We start from the raw sequence: 16,988 nt of genomic DNA, 5'->3' as shown, positions 1-16,988 counted from the left end.
TAGGTAGGTTGCTGTCGTTGGTTCAGCTATGGCTCGATTTGACATCATTGAGAAATCGATTTCGTTGTCCGAACCAGTGCTCGTGGAGGGGCTCCCTGGCATCGGTCTCGTCGGAAAGATCGTTGCGGACCATCTGGTTAACACATTTGAAATGAAACATTACGCGAATGTCTACTGTGAAGGGATTCCACAAACAGTGACGTATCAACCCGGACAGACGAGTGTTGTCACACCGGTTCGGTTATACGCTGATGCCGATCGTGATCTTTTGGTCCTCCAAAGTGACGTACCAATCACACCACAGGCTGCGATCACGTTTGCAAACTGTATTTCGGGATGGCTCACTGAGACCAATGTGCTTCCGATATACCTCTCTGGGCTTCCTGCACAGAAGCAGTCCGAACCGCCAACGATGCATGGTATTGGCATAGGAGATGGTGTCTCACAGCTGGAGTCCGCTGGAATCGACACACCCGCTGAAATGGGGTTGGTATCTGGACCAACTGGGGCACTGCTCGCACATGCGCTTGAGCATCATCTTGATGCGATCGGGCTCATAGTCGAGTCGGATCCACAGTTCCCAGATCCGGAAGCTGCCAGACGAGTACTTGTTGATGGGGTCGGTCCACTTGCATCGGTTGAGATACCGACTGGGGAACTTGTCGATCGAGCAGAGGAGATACGCAGCGCTCGTGAACAGCTTGCTCAACGAATGCAACAAGCCGACGAAGAGAGCACAAAGGCCCATCCGTTGCGTATGTACCAATAAAAAAGTATCACACGACGGAAATCAGTTCTGCAACTCTTAAGCCTGCAAAGCTATGAGAGATAGTATATGAGTGACGACTCGGCAGAGCCAGCCACTGAGGAATCCGCCGACGAATCTGCAGCCGTCGAAAATGAACAAATCGACGAGGAGCTTGTCGAACGTGTTGCAGCGTATGATTCCGAACTCGCAGCAACAGTCGAGCGGCTTACAGAACGTGTCGAAGAAGCGGAAAACGCGGCTGCAACAAAAGATGAGCGGATCAATGAGCTAGAGTCTAAGCTCCGGCGTGCACAAGCGGATTTCAAAAACTACAAGCAACGAACCAAGCGCAAACAGGAGGAAATGAAGGCACGCGCGACAGAAGATCTCGTTGAACGAACAACCAAAGTTCGCGATAACCTTGTGCGTGCACTCGATCAAGATGCGGACGCAGATATTCGACCAGGAGTCCGGTCGACACTCGAAGAGTTCGATCGGATCCTCGACGAGGAGAACGTGACGGTAATTAATCCGGATATTGGCTCAGATGTCGACCCAAAGCGCCACCAAGTCATGATGCGTGTCGAAAGCGATCAACCAGCGGGAACGATCGTAGACGTATATCAGCCGGGGTACGAAATGGCAGAGAAAGTCATTAAAACAGCACAAGTCACGGTGAGTGACCAAGATAACTAATAAAACCGGAGAAAGTATCTTTGTCCTATACATTCATTTACTGAAATAATAAAGATCATATAATGTCGCTGGATCAATTTTTTGAACTGGTTGATTCTCCTGCCCGATCGCTCGTTGTTGTGAACCGGTCGGAGCCCGAGCCAGTCCAGCGGCTGCTTGAATCGTTGTTTGCTAATCAAGACGTCAATGTAGACGCTACAAGCGATGAGACGTATCCGCCAAATACAGTGTTGCTTCTCGAAGATGGGGTGAGCGTTGCCCAGTCGCCGCTTGAATCATTGATGGAGACCGTTTTATTAGTCAACTCGGACATCTACACGACAGGGGCACGCGATCTCACTGCAGTGACACTTCCGGATGTCCTCTCAAAGTTGGAAAATCAGCGGTTTACCGTTCAGGGGTATCCGCGTTCAAAGAGTGAAAAACTGTTACTGATTACGATTTCTCGGCTTATTGAGCGTCGAGCATTTGAAAGCGGCTCGGGGACGCTACGATCGTCGTTCCAACAGCTTTCACGAATTCGTGATGAAAAGGGGACGAATCGGGTGTACCGATCGCTTGGAGGTACGAATGTGGATGTGCACGTATACGGAACCGGTGATGACACAGATGTTGGCGATATCCCTGTGACCGTGCATGCTGGTGGAACGTATCCATACCGAAGTTCGTGGTTTGTTGTATTTTCAAACGACGCTGACGGAAGTGGAATGGCGCTCTTAGCGCTTCAAGAACCCGATAAGTCATGGGATGGATTCTGGACGACAGAGACAACAGTTGTATCCGAGTTAGATCAGTTCATTGCAACGCAGTTGTAGATTCGGATTGGATCTCAAACCGGGCGCCGCCAGTTGCGGATTCAGCAACGGAGATCTGCCAGCCGTGTGCATCAACAATTTCGCTCACAATGGACAGTCCAAACCCAGTTCCATCCGGGTTTGTCGTAAACCCGGATTCAAATATTTCATCTCTGTCCGCTGGATCGATGCCCGGACCATCATCCTCAATATAGAATCCCGAAGCCTCTGAAAGCGTTCCCACCGTGACTGAGACAGAGTCACCACCGTGTTCGATCGCATTTCGAAAGAGGTTCTCAAAGAGCTGTTGGAGCCGCTCGGGGTCTGCGATAAGCGTGGTAGCGTTCTCAATAGTCAGTGTCGCATCTCCTTGATCGATCATATTCCAAGCGTTGTTTGCGATCGACTCCGTTGAAACCTCCTCGGTCTCATTAATCGGCCGGCCCTGTTTTGCCAGCAACAGGAGGTCATCAATCAAGAGTTCCATTCGATCAAGTGCATCGCTTGCTCGATCAAGTTGTGTAGTATCCCCTGATTCGCGAGCCTCCGCTACCCACCCGCTCGCAATTGAAAGTGGGTTCCGAAGGTCGTGTGAGACGACACCTGTAAACTGCTCTAATCGTGCGTTCTGCCGTTCTAACTCATTTCGGTACTGTTCACGTTCTGTCACATCAATAAATTGTATAATCCTTCCAAGCGATGTTTGTCCGGATTGAATTGGTGTCCGGGTGAGTTGGTAGAACTGTTGGGTGTCACCATCGCCGATACGGATGAGATCATTCTCAGGTCCCGACAGGGCGCTCGATAACGCCGGCACAGCCTCTGAAACAGCGGTCCCGATCGAGTTAGCTAATTGCGGGAAGATTAACGTAGCCGGCTGATTGTAATCTCGTATCGTGCCATCTTCATTCAATACCACGACAGGGTCATCATATCCCCCAGCAAGCTGAACGGTCTTAAATTCATCTGCAAAAATAAACAGCACACCGACTGCAAACACTGCAACGCCAAGCGAAGAGTAGGTGAACTCAAGAATGGACCGACTAACCGAGCCGAGGACATCTAATACAACTGGGAGGCCGGTTAAGAGAACCAGAATAGAGAGCGGTCTTGTATCGCCACCAACGTGAATAAATAACTCAAAAAGCATAAAGAATCCAACAATCGCTAGGGCATACGCCAGTCCCATAATGACCCAATGCAAGGGTTGATGTACGATCGCAAGGTGAACAAACGGGTCGCTTCTCGGTATCGTTGTAAAATAGAACTCATGGAGTGGGTTCGTGAGTTTGATTGAAACGATCCCAAGATAGAGTGCGACCGCGAACTGTTGGATTCTCTTGCTCCGATGAATTGAACGACCCGTATATGCGGAACAGAAGTAGAGCCATGGACCAACTGCACCAAAGCCGACCACGAGACCAAAGAGATACAATAAGTATTGTGTCTCGGCTGTGGGTGCGAGCAGGTAGCCGACATGGGCGGCTGCCCAAAGCCCACTCACCAACACAAGTGAAAAGAGTCCATATCTAGTGTCGCGGTCATCGATCAAAAGCGACCGTTTGAGACTCAAAAAACAAGCGATCGCAGAGAGACCAAAGAGAACAATGTAGCCTTGATACAGTAACTGGCCGGGAAGTGACGATAACATGAGTTGGGAGATCCACAACAACTGGTAGCTACCAGATAATTAGATGGAATATGCCATATACGTACTGATATGGTACGATATCAAAAGCCATAGGTATGCCATGTCATGGACAAGGAAAGATGATATTGTGGTTGATTTAAATCCTCGGTCAAAGCAATCATTGTATTTTAGATAATCGGAAGACAGCGTAGACTTACCACCAAAGTGTGAGTTAGCATATCTAGTAACCTTTAACCGACACAAGCCGATAAAGGAGAACAAGATGGCGAGTAACAAGATTCTCGGTATCGATCTCGGTACCACCAACAGCGCGTTCGCGGTGATGGAAGGCGGAGATCCCGAGATCATCGTGAATTCGGAAGGTGACAGAACAACACCATCCGTCGTGGCGTTCACGGACGACGGAGAGCGACTCGTCGGGAAGCCGGCGAAAAACCAGGCAGTCCAAAACCCAGATCGGACGATTCAGTCCATAAAACGACACATGGGCGAGGAGAATTACACTGTCGATATCGAGGGTGAAAAGTATACACCTGAACAGATTTCGGCAATGATTCTCCAGAAAATCAAACGTGACGCCGAAGAATACCTCGGCGACGAACTTAAAAAGGCAGTTATTACAGTCCCTGCATATTTCAACGACAAACAACGACAGGCAACAAAGAATGCAGGAGAGATTGCCGGGCTCGATGTTGAACGGATTGTAAACGAGCCAACTGCTGCATCAATGGCATACGGCCTTGATGATGATTCCGATCAGACGGTTCTTGTCTACGATCTTGGTGGCGGAACGTTCGATGTCTCCGTTCTTGATCTCGGTGGCGGTGTCTACGAGGTTGTTGCAACAAACGGTGACAACGACCTAGGTGGCGATGACTGGGACCAGGCGATTATTGATTACCTTGCGGATGAATTCAAGGGCAATCATGGTATTGACCTTCGAGAGGATCGACAAGCCCTCCAGCGTCTCAAAGACGCCGCAGAGGAAGCAAAAATCGAGCTCTCAAACCGAAAAGAAGCCAAAGTGAACTTGCCGTTCATTACGGCAACTGACACTGGTCCGGTTCACTTAGAGACCTCAATCACGCGTGCAAAGTTCGAGTCGATCACGAAGGATCTAATCGATCGAACTGTCGACCCGACTGAGCAGGCGCTCTCTGACGCAGACTACAACACGGACGACATCGATGAGGTTATTCTCGTCGGTGGATCGACCCGAATGCCACAGGTCTCTGAGAAGGTAACCGAAATTATCGGTAAAGAGCCGAAAAAGAACGTCAACCCAGACGAGGCTGTTGCACTTGGAGCAGCAATTCAAGGTGGCGTCCTTGGTGGCGAAGTTGACGACATCGTCCTGCTTGACGTAACGCCACTCAGCCTTGGTATTGAGGTTAAGGGTGGGCTCTTCGAACGACTGATCGAAAAGAACACCACGATCCCAACTGAGGAGTCAAAGATCTTCACAACGGCAGCAGACAACCAAACCTCAGTGCAGGTTCGTGTCTTCCAAGGGGAGCGAGAGATCGCAAACCAGAACGAACTTCTTGGTGAGTTCATGCTTGCAGGCATTCCACCTGCGCCTGCCGGAACACCACAGATTGAAGTGTCATTCAATATTGACGAAAACGGGATCGTGAACGTTTCTGCGGAGGACAAAGGCTCCGGAAATCAAGAGAACATCACGATCGAAGGTGGCGCTGGGCTCTCCGATGAGGAGATCGAGCGAATGCAGGACGAAGCTGAACAACACGCAGAAGAGGATAAACAGCGCCGAGAGCAGATCGAAGCCCGTAATGAGGCAGAAGGGGCGGTTCAGCGAGCAGAAACCCTCCTAGAGGAGAACGAAGAGAACGTCGATGATGAACTGCAGGCGGATATCGAGGCTGCTGTAGAAGAGCTTGAGTCAGTGCTTGAGGACGAAGATGCAAGCACAGAAGAGCTCCAAGACGCGACTGAATCCCTCTCGAAAGAACTTCAAGAAATCGGGAAGCGAATGTATCAAGAGCAGGCACAGCAAGCACAAGCCGGTCCAGGTGGTGCAGGCGGAGCCGGTATGGGAGGCCAAGGCCCAGGTGCAGATGCTGACGCAGCCGACGGTGATGAGTACGTAGATGCGGACTTCGAAGACGTTGCGGAAGACGAAAAGTAAGTACCCAACGTATCGATTACATCGAGTCCACCAATCGAAGTCACACCACACAAGTACCGTCACACAAACCGTAACGCAAGAATGAGCACGGACAGCCCGGAGGAACATAGAGTATGAGTGAGGATTTTTATGATGTACTTGGCGTCTCCAACGATGCGGATGAATCGGAGATAAAAAGTGCGTATCGAAAGAAAGCAGCACAGTACCATCCAGACGTGAGCGACGAGCCTGATGCAGAGGAAAAATTTAAAAAAGTGCAGAAGGCAAAAGAAGTCCTCACCGACGAAGAAAAGCGACAAGCGTACGATCGGCTTGGCCACGATCGTTTTGAGCAAGCTGAAAAACGCGGTGGCGCTGGCGGAGCCGGGGCCGGTGGATTTGGTGGTGGCTTTGGCGGTGCAGGTGGTGCTGGCGCTGGCGGTTTCGAAGACCTCTTTAATCAATTCTTCGGCGGGGGTGGAGGTGGTCGCCAAGCAGCAAATAGGCCACGACAAGGCCGCGATCTTCGGACGTCGATGACGATCGACCTCGAAGAGGCGTATGAGGGTGCCACAAAACAGTTTACAGTTACGCGCCCAGAGAAGTGTCCCGACTGTGATGGAAATGGTCACCCACCGGATGCGAACGTCGAAACATGTCCAGAGTGTAACGGCCAAGGACAGGTGACACAGGTACAACAGACGCCATTTGGCCGAGTGCAGCAGTCAACAACCTGTCGTCGGTGTGGCGGTGATGGGGAGACTGCTGATGAAACCTGCTCATCGTGTAGTGGGCAGGGACAGATTCGTGCTGAAGCGACGCTTTCGGTTGACGTGCCAGCTGGAATCCGAACTGGACAGACACTCCGAATGGAACGAGAGGGTGCACCTGGTGAGAATGGTGGGCCAAACGGCGACCTCCTTATTGATGTTGAGGTAACACCACACGATGAGTTTGAGCGTGACAGTGACGATCTTCGGTACAACCTTGCGGTCTCGTTCCCACAGGTTGTCTTTGGATCGACAGTCGAAGTGCCGACACTAGATGGACCGGTTGAGTTTGAGATTCCGGAAGCGACCCAAAGCGGTGAGACATTCCGTCTTCGTGGCAAGGGGATGCCGCGGCTTCGAGGACGCGGGAGCGGTAATCTATATGTCACAGTTCAGGTAGTCACACCGAAAAAACTCAACGAAGAACAGAAAGAAGCGCTCGAAGCATTTGCAGAAGCAGGCGGTGAGGAAGTGAACATCTCTGAAGGTTTCTTCGAGAAGATCAAAAACTCCTTTTGAGAGAGGGTGATTTTCGCTGTTTTCGGCTGACCTGATGTTCCTACTGAATGCGATATTTCATCGGAAACGTAGTGTGACATAGTCCCACATTTCACTACGGTTGTTCAGCGTCTGTCAGCGGTATTTTCCATCCTCACAACAAACAGTAAATATGGCTATGGATACAGTACCGGGTCTCCTCTCACGCGATCGGCGAGAGAGTACGCCGGCAGTCTCGTTTCCAGCGATCGATCGAGAGATGAGCTATCACGATTTTATCACGACGGCATATAAATCGGGGAATGTACTTCGGTATCTTGGTGTTGGATCGGGTGCAACAGTAGCGATCGAACCGGAGTTGCGTCCAGAGCCGCTGCTCGCGTTTTTCGGAGCTGCACAGCTTGGTGCGGTGGCAACGTTTGAAACCGATCGAAAGCACAGAAGAGTGCTTCTAACCAATGTGGAGCACGAAGCAACAGTCACGGTCGAACCGGGGACACGGCTTGCAGTATACGGTGGACCGCCAACGAAGCCAGCAACCACGCATTGGGAGAAGGAAGTGTGGAGCGAAAACCCAGGATTCCCGCCGAGCACAGTGACACCGGAGACACCTGTTCTCCTTGCTGGTGAAACAACCTACACTCACGCTGATCTCATGGAGATGGCACAACAAACCGTCTCGGTGCTTTCGCTCTCTGCTGGTGAGCGGCTTGGTATCCACCCGGCACTTTCGAAGCCAGAGACGATCGGTCGCGGTCTCATTGGAGCGCTATCCGTCGGTGCAACCGCAGTATTTACTGATGAACCGATCGCTGATGCGTATCTAGTTGATGAGACGAACGGAACCGTCGACATCGAGACCGATCGAGTGTATACGATTACCGAGTAAGCGACGCCACCTAGCGTTACTCACTGTTACTCAGATGGTTCTAGCTCAGCTAACGCATCCGGGTTTTCGATGCTCGAGAGATCGCCAAGATCGTCGCCCTCATAGACGGCAGCGATCGCCCGGCGGATGATCTTGCCGCTCTGTGTTTTTGGGAACTGTGAGACGAAGCGGATCTCACGTGGACGGAATGGTTTGCCATGCTCCTCACCGACAAGCGATCGAAGCTCCGATCGAAGCTCCGCAGATTGGTCAACGCCATCTTCAAGCACAACGTATGCAACAACCGCAGTTCCCGTTGTCTCGTCTGAGACACCAACAGCGGCGGCTTGATTGACGGCTTCGTGATCAATCAACACTGCTTCAATCTCTGCGGGGCCAACTTTTCGACCAGCGATGTTGAGTGCATCGTCCGATCGGCCATGCAGGAACCAGAAACCGTCTTTGTCTTTTTGTGCCCAGTCGCCATGATCCCAGAGATTGTCCCACGTGCTCCAGTAGGTGTTGAGATAGCGCTCATCACCAGACCAGAGCGACTTTGTCAGTGATGGACAGGAATCACGAGCAACCAAGTAGCCGCGTTCGTTTGCTTCACGGACGCTGTTTCCATCAACATCGACAATATCAATATCCATTCCCAGGCCTGGGCCGCCAAGTGTGCATGGTTTCTGTGGTTGGGTCGGAAGTGGCATCAAGAAACAGCCACAGATTTCGGTCCCACCGGAGATATTCATAATTGGTGCCTGCCCCTGCCCAACGTTCTCATAGAACCACAGCCACGATTCTGGATCCCACGGCTCACCAGTCGATCCAAGCAGCCGGATACTGGAGAGGTCATGTCCTTCAACCCACTCATCGCCGTGTTTTCGAAGCGCACGGATCGCAGTCGGTGAGATGCCAAACGTCGTTAGACTGTGTCTGTCGATCATCTCCCAGAATCTGTCGGGCTGTGGATAATCGGGAGCGCCCTCGTACATAAAGATCGTTCCCGCAAATGTGTGATTTCCGATCAGCATCCATGGACCCATCATCCAGCCAATGTCGGATACCCAAAAGAACCGATCACTTGGTTTCTGATCAAACCCAAAGTGGATCTCCTTTGCGCATTGCATCAACACTCCCGCATGGGTATGGATAATTCCTTTTGGCTTGCCAGTCGTTCCAGAGGAGTACAGAAGCATCGCCGCTTGGTCCGATGGAAGCGATTTGGTGTCGTAGGTGTCCGCACATGACTCGATCGCATCCTCCCATGACTCGTCATACCGCTTCCATTTGATAGACTTGTCAGGGTCGCTAATTGAGCCTAAGCGATCGTAGACAATGCTGTGCTCAACGGAGTCCGTGTTCGCGATTGCATCATCAGCAGTTTGTTTAAGAGGTACCGGAGAACCACGCCGATAGAAGCCATCAGCGGTGAAAAGAACGGAACACTCGCTGTCCCGGATCCGGGTTGCGGTTGCCTCAGTACCGAATCCGGAGAAGATCGGAACCGCGATCGCACCGATTTTGAAACAGCCATACAGAATTGAGATTACTTCCGGAACCATCGGCATATACAGACCGACAGTGTCTCCTGTTTCGATGCCTCGCTCCGCAAGCGCGTTTGCAACCTTGTTTGACTGTCGAGCAAGCTCGTGGAATGTGATTTCCCGAACGTCACCACCTTCACCCTCCCAAATACACGCAACACGATTTCGGTTTGGGCTCTCTACTGCTGCGTGGCGATCGAGCACGTTATGTGCGATATTAATCTGCCCGCCGGGATACCATGAAGAAAATTGGGGGCCATCAGTGTTGTCCCGAACCCGATCATACGGCTCGTAAAATTCGACACCGAGATACGACGGCAGTTCGTCCCAGAACCACTCAACACCGGATTCCGCTACCCCCTCAATACCCGATCCACAGCGATCGATGAGCGCATCGGAGTCATCAATACCATAGGTTCGCATAAATGCAGCAACATTCGTTGACTCGATAAATGCAGAATCAGGCTCATGGACAACCGTGTCAAACTCATCGTACGCAGACATACACATAGGTCGTTGCCGTACCTACATAATTTTTCACAACTGATACGCAGTGCATCTGTGCCGGGGAACGTTTTTGCTCTCACCGACAGTATATGTTGACATGTACGTCCGTGATGCTAAAAATCGAGATGAAGTGTGGCTCCTCGATCAGATTGAGTCAATGGGTCTAGACGATGAAGCATTTCGATCACGGGACTATGTTATTGCAGTGGATGAAGATACAAACACAAGAGTGGGCTTTGGACGGCTTCGAATCCATACGGGAGATCCAGATGTGTGCGAACTCACAGGGATTGGGGTGCTTGCAGAGTGGCGTGAACAAGGTGTTGGCGCACATGTTGTTGAGCGATTAGTTGTAAAGGCTCGCGATGAAGAGTTTGAAGCGGTCTACTCGCTTACTGATGAGCCAACATATCTTGCACAGTTTGGATTCGAGACAATCGAACAGTCAGTGTTACCAGACGTATTGAAGCGCCGTCTTGAAATAAAACAAAACACGATCTCAGACGATGTCGTGGGATGTAAACTCAGCGGGGAGTTCAAGATCTCCGAACGTGCCAGAGAACGATTTAAAAACGCACGAGCAGATGACGGAACCGGTGGTGAGCCGACGGCGACCGCAGAGGATTTCGGAATTGATCCGGAGGAAGCGACGTACAAATACAATACTGGTCGTTAACGACCTTCAAGAAAGTCTGTACTAAATACAATATACGTTAACACCGTACAAAACAGAATTGGCGGGAGGAGCGCGAACCCCCACAGTGGCTCTAATCCCCAGCTGAGAATGAGTACGACATTACCGAGCCCCAACAGTAAGAACGGGAGCGATAAGAGCACAGCACGTTTTCGCTTTTTTCCTGCATTCGCTTCTTCAGGCGGTGAAAAACGCTCTGTTGGAGGGTCTGTTGTTTCGCCAGACGATGCAGACATACTACAAAATACGTAGTCTATATTCAAAAACAAATTGGATTTATGTTTGGCTATCGCTCTGCATGTGAATCAAATCGGGCTGCGATCGAAACAGCACCAAAAAGCACAATGACGATGAGAGATGTCGCGCCCATCGCATACACTGCAAGCGGAACTGGACTGAGTGGGACTGTGAGGATGTCCAAAACGATAATCTCCGATATCTCACCTTGTTCTGCACCAAGTTCACCGACAAATAGACCAAGAATACCTGCGGTGATGATCGCACTAATGGCGACCGCAATGAGAATTGTGCTACCCTGAGCAGTGTCTGCGTCTGCGTCGTCCACACCGAACATAGCGGGTCAAGCGATTTGTGGGTTTCCATTGGATGGGCCGGTAAGTCGAAATATACACAGTCGTTGCCACACGAAACAGTGCATGGTTGAGAATCTTGACGATCTCATTGCTGTTGCTCGCGATGCGCTTGACGATGCATATGTACCGTACTCAGAGTACCGAGTGGGTGCTGCGCTTCGGAGTGCTGATGGAACGGTATACACCGGTTGTAACATTGAAAATGCAAACTACTCAAATAGCCTTCATGCCGAGGAGGTTGCGCTTGCGGAGGCTGTGAAGAATGGGCACACGGAGTTTGACGCGCTTGTTGTCACCTCCGGTGTTCGGGATGGAGTAACTCCCTGTGGAATGTGTCGACAGTCTCTTGCAGAGTTCTGCCGAGGTGACCTCCCTGTTATCTGTGATCTTGGTGATAACGACCGTGCCGAATACACGCTTGGAGAGCTCTTGCCAAACACAATCTCGTTACAGACCCTCAAAGACGCCGGCTCAGTTGCGGAAGAGTAGCTAGTTAGCTAGTGGCAAAGAGCCGTTCGAAAAATGCGGCTTGATTCGGATTATCGGAGCGTTCCGCTCGATCGGGGTGCATCCGAAGCCAACGCAGAACCACAACAAGGGAGTCCTTTGGGTCGATCCAAAGCATATTCTGCCCGGCACCAAGTGCGGCATATGAGGCCTCTGGCGCAGCAGGCCAGACGGTCTGGTCGGTGTTGAGCCACCACAAAAATCCATATCCGGGATAGATATTACATGGAGTGGTAGATAGATCGATCCATGATTCCGAAAGGATCCGGTTCCCATTCCATACGCCACCGTTCGCAAGGAGCATCCCAACCCGAGCGAGCGAATCGGTCGAGATCCAGAGCCCACCACCCCAGTGTCCACCGCCAGAGACGCATTCCATCGCTTGCCCGTTCACATCAACCCGAGAGTTGTAGTACCCATGCCATTCCCATTCGGTTGCACCGATCGGCGTCATAATCTCATCGGCAAGGACTCGTGGCAGTGGCTTTCCAAACAGCCGAAGCAATGCGAGCGAGAGACGGTTGATTCGGACGTCATTGTACTCCCAAAACGTGCCCGGTTGCTCCAGTGTGCGTGTTGTTGCTTTGTCAAGCGCATCAGTTTTCCCGACAGCTCGGTTCCGGTCAACGGTGTCCGGCCGATCGAAAAGCGTTCCCTCCCACTCGCTTGTTTGTGCTAAGAGGTGTCGCCACGTGATCTGTTGATTGTGCTCGCTCTCGAATCCACCGTCTTGAATCGTTTCTGCAACAGGCTCATCAAGGGGTGGCAAGAGTCCACGATCGAACGCAATCCCAGCACAAAGCGATAAAAAGCTCTTTGCAACGCTGAAGGTGTGATCAACGCGATGAATATCACCCCACTCTGCGATAACGTCTCCATCTTTGAGTATCATCCCGCTTGGCCCACCGCGCCGTGGTGGCATCGGTCCCAGTCGTCGGCCGTATGGACCTTCAGCTTCGTCCCATGGGTCAAGATTTGAAAAGTCGTAGGCAACCTGCTCGGCTAGTGTGTCGTGTGTTTTATGAAACGCAATTGCATCTGCGATCGCATCCGGGTCAATACCCATGTCAGTTGGTGATGCTCGTTCGAGCGGCGATCGGTCAAGTGGGGACGGGTTATCCATGCAGACAGATAGTACGTAAAAATAAAAACAGGTCCGAAAGCGGCGAACGCGACAGAGCTATCACGGGAAGGTGAGAACCCACAGGGTATGACTGGCGATAGCGAGGATCCAAATGCGGATGTGCAGTATCATATCGAAGTCGGGGAGGGAGATGTTGCAGAGACAGTGTTGCTCCCGGGGAACCCAGAGCGCGTGGACAAAATAACGTCACTCTGGGATACGCACGAAGAGATTGCGTATCACCGCGAATACCGCACTGCAACAGGTACCTACGATGAAGAGTCGCTCTCAGTAACATCTACTGGTATTGGTGGTCCATCGACGGCGATCGCTGTCGAAGAACTTGCCAGAGTTGGAGTAGATACATTCATCCGGGTTGGGTCGTGTGGTGCAATTCAACCGGAAATGAGCGTTGGCGATCTTGTTATTACATCCGGTGCAGTCCGACAGGAGGGCACAAGCGATGAGTACATTCGAGAAGATTACCCAGCGTCGGCGGATCATGAAGTGGTTTCTGCACTCATTGCTGCTGCAGAGCGACTTGGATACGACTACCATGTTGGAATCACTATGAGCGCAGATAGTTTCTATGCTGGGCAAGGCCGACCAGGATACAATGGGTTTCGTGCAGCCGGGAATGATGCACTGGTTGAAGAGCTCCAGAACGCGAATGTAAAGAATATCGAGATGGAAGCCAGCGCAATTTTGACTATTGCAAATATTTACGGGCTCCGCGCAGGCGCTGTGTGTACGGTCTACGCAAACCGTGTGACCGGCGAGTTCCGCACTGAGGGTGAATCACGGGCCGCTGAGACGGCAAGCCTTGCTGCGGCGCTGTTAGCAAAAATGGATGCAGTCAAAAGGGACGCTGGCGTCGAAACATGGCATGCTGGGCTGTCTATCGAGTGATACCGAAACAAAAAACCTGTCGTCACTGACGCGACGCTTTCAAAGCCGATTTATCCCATGACTTCGGATAGTTACACATGAGCGATCATGTCGTCGTTATTGGTGCTGGCTATGCTGGTGCTGGTGCGGTGAAAGCATTTGAGAAGCATATTGAGCCAGGTGAAGCCGAACTGACGTGGATTTCTGAGCACGACTACCATCTTGTTCTCCACGAAGTACACCGTGCAATCCGAAAACCAGAGGTTGAGTCAAAGATTGCGATCCCGGTGGACGAAATTAAATCCGACACGACGAATTTCATCCGAAATCGTGTCACGAACGTCGATACTGACGAGCAGACCGTCGAACTCGAAGATGGCGAGTCAGTCGAGTACGACTACCTCCTCGTTGCTATCGGGAGCGAAACGGCATTCTTCGGCATCGAAGGCCTCAAAGAACACTCTCTCACTCTCAAAGGGCTCGATGATGCACGTGCAATTCACGAGGCGATCCGATCGGCCACCGACGAGGCAACCCAAAGCGAGCCAGCGCAGATCCTGATCGGCGGGGCAGGGCTTTCCGGTATCCAGACCGCCGGTGAGATCGCAGAGTATCGAGATGCACATCGCGCACCGCTTGAAATCAAACTGATCGAAGGGCTTGATGAGATCTTCCCTGGACAGGACCCCGAAGTGCAAGGCGCACTAAAGAAGCGGCTGCTTGCAAAAGACGTTGAGATTCTTACCGGTGACTTCATTTCCGCGGTCGACGAGCAGGAGGTCCACCTTGGCGACGATGGACTCGAATACGATGTTCTTGTTTGGACCGGTGGTATTACCGGTCATGAAGAGGTTGCTGACGCAAATGTCGAGAAAGACGATCGATCGAACCGCATCTTTGCGGAGTCCGACTTCCAAACCAGCAACGAGCGTGTCTTTGCGATCGGTGACTCCGCACTGATCGACCAAGGAACTGATGAGGTTGCCCCGCCAACCGCACAAGCAGCTTGGCAAGCAGCCGAGATTGCAGGAGAAAACCTCGCTCGATCGGTTCAGGGTGCTCCACTGAAATCGTGGCGTCATAAAGACAAAGGAACCGTTGTCTCAGTCGGTGATAAAGCGGTTGCACACGATGTGATCGGTGTTCCAATCAATACATTCGGTGGCCCAGCAGCCAAACTTCTTAAAAAGACAATTGCATGCCGCTGGATTGCGGATGTGTCCTCAACGAAACGTGCAATGAGTGCATTCAGCGACATGTAGGCACCGCGGCTCGTTTGAGCCGAGTAACTACGTACTCAACCACTCTATTTTATTGTAGAAAATCTCTGTAAGCGCGGTTGCTCACAAATATAGAAAATTGGTAAAACAGCGGTTAGTGTGCAGGCTCTTCTGCAGGAGCCTTCATATCGTCAATCTGCAAGATGAGGATATTGTTGGTGTCGTCTTTGCCATCCAATGTTCCCTCAACAACGAGTTTTGAAAGAGGTGTTGGACCAACGACAATCTTATCTCCTTCATGGAAATCTTTCGTAGATCCTTGTAAGTGGATTTCTGCGCGGCAGAGTTCAGGGTGGTGGACGCTTGAGAGATCAATCTCTTCAACGTTTGCGTTTTCAACTGCTTCACCATTGTGTGTGAGTGGGACAAAGGCAGGCTCATCCATCTGCTGGACGTCAAGCGCTTCGTATGCATTTGCAGTTGGTTTATACCCACCTTTTGGACCTGGGACGCCCTCTACCAGTTGAAGGGCTTTCAGACTCTGCATCTGGTTACGGATTGTGCCCGGGTTCCGATTAACTTCTTCTGCAATATCTTCACCCTTGACTGCATCTTCAGTCTCTCGGTGGAGATTAATAAGTGCCGTAAGGATTGTCTTTTGGCTCGGTGTGAGCTCAATAGATGACATGAAACTTGCTTCGTGAGGAACCTTATTAAACCCGATGGAAAACTAGCACAGATCTGAATAAGTAATTTATGATATATATACAACATTGTTGTTGATAACATAAGCACAGAGATAAATAGCACACCCGTGGACCTTCTGGTATGACACGATCGGCACGTATTATTGGTGCACCAACAGATTACGGTGCAAATCGGCGTGGGGTCGATATGGGCCCATCTGCAATCCGATACGCAGGTCTTGCAGCGAAGTTAGAGTCCGCAGGCGTTGGCACAATTGACGATGGCGATGTGCAAGCACCGCGTGCAGAAGAGCGTGATCCTGATGTTGTTCAGCCAAAAACAGGAAAGACCAAATTTCTCAAGGAGATCGAAGATGTCTCACGACAGCTCGCAACACGTGTTTCGGACGCGCTAAACAATGGTGAGACTCCCTTAGTTCTTGGTGGTGACCATTCCGTTGCAATCGGTTCGTTAGTTGGCTCTGCCGCTGACGCAGATATCGGGACGATCTGGTTCGACGCACATGCAGATTTAAATACGCCAGAAACCTCTCCAAGCGGCAACGTCCACGGCATGCCGCTTGCTGCAGCACTGGGGATTGGTGAATTCGAAGAGACAGTTTGGGCAAATGCACCACGGCTATCGGAAGAAAATGTCGTGTTAGTTGGCCTCAGAAGCGTCGACAAAAGCGAGAACCAGCTCCTCGAAGAGCGAGGGTTTACCGCCTACACCATGAGCGATATTGATAAGCGAGGGATTGCAGCGGTTACAGAAGAAGCCCTTGAAATTGCACACGATGGTGTTGATGGAGTCCATATTAGCCTTGATTTAGATTGGCTAGACCCAAAAGAAGCTCCCGGGGTCGGAACGCCAGTCCGAGGTGGCGCAACCTACCGGGAAGCACACGCTGCGATGGAACTCGTTGCAAATCACGATGGGCCGCGATCGTTCGAATTGGTCGAAGTTAACCCAACACTGGATCAGCATAACGAGACTGCATCGCTGGCAACCGAATTAGCAGCGAGTGCATTTGGAAAAACGATTTTATAATAATTGGAAGTTCGAGAAC

At 51.2% G+C, this 16,988-nt stretch carries 17 protein-coding genes; 11 read left to right on the top strand and 6 right to left on the bottom strand.

Annotated elements, in window-relative coordinates:
- Positions 1-28 precede the first annotated feature (28 nt).
- The 3 genes from AArcSt2_RS08395 to AArcSt2_RS08385 all read left to right on the top strand — a co-directional run bounded on the left by AArcSt2_RS08395 (position 29) and on the right by AArcSt2_RS08385 (position 2,259).
- Positions 29-769, top strand: coding sequence for a proteasome assembly chaperone family protein (locus AArcSt2_RS08395; RefSeq protein ID WP_250583890.1), 741 nt, complete (start codon positions 29-31; stop codon positions 767-769).
- Between the two features lie 66 nt (positions 770-835).
- Complete coding sequence (locus AArcSt2_RS08390; protein WP_174653890.1) at positions 836-1,444, top strand: nucleotide exchange factor GrpE; 609 nt, start codon at positions 836-838, stop codon at positions 1,442-1,444.
- A 62-nt stretch (positions 1,445-1,506) separates the two neighbouring features.
- Positions 1,507-2,259 carry a DICT sensory domain-containing protein gene (locus AArcSt2_RS08385; RefSeq protein WP_250583888.1) on the top strand — a complete coding sequence of 251 codons (753 nt, stop codon included), beginning with the start codon at positions 1,507-1,509 and terminating at the stop codon, positions 2,257-2,259.
- Here the strand turns inward: AArcSt2_RS08385 and AArcSt2_RS08380 are convergent.
- Entirely contained in the window at positions 2,240-3,889 is a 1,650-nt protein-coding gene (locus AArcSt2_RS08380; protein ID WP_250583886.1) for a sensor histidine kinase, read from the bottom strand. The two genes, AArcSt2_RS08385 and AArcSt2_RS08380, sit on opposite strands and share 20 nt — an antisense overlap.
- Before the next feature lie 262 nt (positions 3,890-4,151).
- Here AArcSt2_RS08380 and dnaK point away from each other — a divergent pair, with 262 nt between their 5' ends.
- The 3 genes from dnaK to AArcSt2_RS08365 all read left to right on the top strand — a co-directional run bounded on the left by dnaK (position 4,152) and on the right by AArcSt2_RS08365 (position 8,174).
- The gene (gene dnaK, locus AArcSt2_RS08375; RefSeq protein ID WP_174653893.1) at positions 4,152-6,038 is read left to right on the top strand and encodes a molecular chaperone DnaK; all 1,887 of its coding nucleotides are present in this window, start codon (positions 4,152-4,154) and stop codon (positions 6,036-6,038) included.
- A gap of 113 nt (positions 6,039-6,151) precedes the next feature.
- On the top strand, positions 6,152-7,306 hold the full coding sequence (dnaJ, locus tag AArcSt2_RS08370; protein ID WP_250583884.1) for a molecular chaperone DnaJ: 1,155 nt from the start codon (positions 6,152-6,154) through the stop codon (positions 7,304-7,306).
- 151 nt (positions 7,307-7,457) lie between these two features.
- The gene (locus tag AArcSt2_RS08365; RefSeq protein WP_174653895.1) at positions 7,458-8,174 is read left to right on the top strand and encodes an acetyl-CoA synthetase; all 717 of its coding nucleotides are present in this window, start codon (positions 7,458-7,460) and stop codon (positions 8,172-8,174) included.
- 26 nt (positions 8,175-8,200) lie between these two features.
- On the opposite strand, the gene AArcSt2_RS08360 is transcribed toward AArcSt2_RS08365, so the two are convergent.
- Complete coding sequence (locus AArcSt2_RS08360; RefSeq protein WP_250583881.1) at positions 8,201-10,204, bottom strand: AMP-binding protein; 2,004 nt, start codon at positions 10,202-10,204, stop codon at positions 8,201-8,203.
- Positions 10,205-10,304: 100 nt separating this feature from the next.
- On the opposite strand from AArcSt2_RS08360, the gene AArcSt2_RS08355 reads away from it, so the two are divergent.
- On the top strand, positions 10,305-10,883 hold the full coding sequence (locus AArcSt2_RS08355) for a GNAT family N-acetyltransferase (protein ID WP_250583879.1): 579 nt from the start codon (positions 10,305-10,307) through the stop codon (positions 10,881-10,883).
- Here AArcSt2_RS08355 and AArcSt2_RS08350 read toward each other — a convergent pair.
- Together AArcSt2_RS08350 and AArcSt2_RS08345 are read right to left on the bottom strand one after the other, a co-directional pair.
- Positions 10,880-11,137, bottom strand: coding sequence for a DUF8142 family protein (locus tag AArcSt2_RS08350; RefSeq protein ID WP_174651920.1), 258 nt, complete (start codon positions 11,135-11,137; stop codon positions 10,880-10,882). The two genes, AArcSt2_RS08355 and AArcSt2_RS08350, sit on opposite strands and share 4 nt — an antisense overlap.
- A 50-nt stretch (positions 11,138-11,187) precedes the next feature.
- Entirely contained in the window at positions 11,188-11,466 is a 279-nt protein-coding gene (locus tag AArcSt2_RS08345; protein ID WP_174653898.1) for a hypothetical protein, read from the bottom strand.
- A 91-nt stretch (positions 11,467-11,557) separates the two neighbouring features.
- Here AArcSt2_RS08345 and cdd point away from each other — a divergent pair, with 91 nt between their 5' ends.
- The gene (gene cdd, locus AArcSt2_RS08340; RefSeq protein ID WP_174653899.1) at positions 11,558-11,983 is read left to right on the top strand and encodes a cytidine deaminase; all 426 of its coding nucleotides are present in this window, start codon (positions 11,558-11,560) and stop codon (positions 11,981-11,983) included.
- 4 nt (positions 11,984-11,987) lie between these two features.
- Here the strand turns inward: cdd and AArcSt2_RS08335 are convergent, their stop codons facing one another.
- A complete protein-coding gene (locus tag AArcSt2_RS08335; RefSeq protein ID WP_250583877.1) occupies positions 11,988-13,124 on the bottom strand; it encodes a serine hydrolase domain-containing protein in 1,137 nt (378 codons plus the stop codon).
- Between the two features lie 87 nt (positions 13,125-13,211).
- Between AArcSt2_RS08335 and AArcSt2_RS08330 the strand changes: the two genes are divergently transcribed.
- Positions 13,212-14,033: a nucleoside phosphorylase gene (locus AArcSt2_RS08330; protein ID WP_250583874.1), complete on the top strand. Its 822-nt coding sequence runs from the start codon at positions 13,212-13,214 to the stop codon at positions 14,031-14,033.
- Positions 14,034-14,110: 77 nt separating this feature from the next.
- Complete coding sequence (locus AArcSt2_RS08325) at positions 14,111-15,274, top strand: NAD(P)/FAD-dependent oxidoreductase (RefSeq protein WP_250583872.1); 1,164 nt, start codon at positions 14,111-14,113, stop codon at positions 15,272-15,274.
- Between the two features lie 112 nt (positions 15,275-15,386).
- Here the strand turns inward: AArcSt2_RS08325 and AArcSt2_RS08320 are convergent, their stop codons facing one another.
- Complete coding sequence (locus AArcSt2_RS08320; protein WP_174653903.1) at positions 15,387-15,920, bottom strand: Rrf2 family transcriptional regulator; 534 nt, start codon at positions 15,918-15,920, stop codon at positions 15,387-15,389.
- Between the two features lie 140 nt (positions 15,921-16,060).
- Here AArcSt2_RS08320 and rocF point away from each other — a divergent pair, with 140 nt between their 5' ends.
- Positions 16,061-16,969, top strand: coding sequence for an arginase (gene rocF, locus AArcSt2_RS08315; protein ID WP_250583870.1), 909 nt, complete (start codon positions 16,061-16,063; stop codon positions 16,967-16,969).
- Positions 16,970-16,988: the final 19 nt, after the last annotated feature.

This window comes from Natronocalculus amylovorans, from assembly GCF_023638035.1.
Lineage (GTDB): Archaea > Halobacteriota > Halobacteria > Halobacteriales > Haloferacaceae > Natronocalculus > Natronocalculus amylovorans.
This window is presented reverse-complemented; position numbering and strand designations above follow the sequence as displayed.

Coding starts and splice junctions, on each gene's coding strand:
- AArcSt2_RS08365 (WP_174653895.1), top strand. CDS start 7,458: ATGGCTATGGATACAGTACCGGGTCTCCTCTCACGCGATCGGCGAGAG.
- AArcSt2_RS08335 (WP_250583877.1), bottom strand. CDS start 13,124: ATGGATAACCCGTCCCCACTTGACCGATCGCCGCTCGAACGAGCATCA.
- AArcSt2_RS08350 (WP_174651920.1), bottom strand. CDS start 11,137: ATGTCTGCATCGTCTGGCGAAACAACAGACCCTCCAACAGAGCGTTTT.
- rocF (WP_250583870.1), top strand. CDS start 16,061: ATGACACGATCGGCACGTATTATTGGTGCACCAACAGATTACGGTGCA.
- AArcSt2_RS08355 (WP_250583879.1), top strand. CDS start 10,305: ATGTACGTCCGTGATGCTAAAAATCGAGATGAAGTGTGGCTCCTCGAT.
- AArcSt2_RS08320 (WP_174653903.1), bottom strand. CDS start 15,920: ATGTCATCTATTGAGCTCACACCGAGCCAAAAGACAATCCTTACGGCA.
- AArcSt2_RS08395 (WP_250583890.1), top strand. CDS start 29: ATGGCTCGATTTGACATCATTGAGAAATCGATTTCGTTGTCCGAACCA.
- dnaK (WP_174653893.1), top strand. CDS start 4,152: ATGGCGAGTAACAAGATTCTCGGTATCGATCTCGGTACCACCAACAGC.
- AArcSt2_RS08330 (WP_250583874.1), top strand. CDS start 13,212: ATGACTGGCGATAGCGAGGATCCAAATGCGGATGTGCAGTATCATATC.
- AArcSt2_RS08360 (WP_250583881.1), bottom strand. CDS start 10,204: ATGTCTGCGTACGATGAGTTTGACACGGTTGTCCATGAGCCTGATTCT.
- dnaJ (WP_250583884.1), top strand. CDS start 6,152: ATGAGTGAGGATTTTTATGATGTACTTGGCGTCTCCAACGATGCGGAT.
- AArcSt2_RS08325 (WP_250583872.1), top strand. CDS start 14,111: ATGAGCGATCATGTCGTCGTTATTGGTGCTGGCTATGCTGGTGCTGGT.
- AArcSt2_RS08390 (WP_174653890.1), top strand. CDS start 836: ATGAGTGACGACTCGGCAGAGCCAGCCACTGAGGAATCCGCCGACGAA.
- cdd (WP_174653899.1), top strand. CDS start 11,558: ATGGTTGAGAATCTTGACGATCTCATTGCTGTTGCTCGCGATGCGCTT.
- AArcSt2_RS08380 (WP_250583886.1), bottom strand. CDS start 3,889: ATGTTATCGTCACTTCCCGGCCAGTTACTGTATCAAGGCTACATTGTT.
- AArcSt2_RS08385 (WP_250583888.1), top strand. CDS start 1,507: ATGTCGCTGGATCAATTTTTTGAACTGGTTGATTCTCCTGCCCGATCG.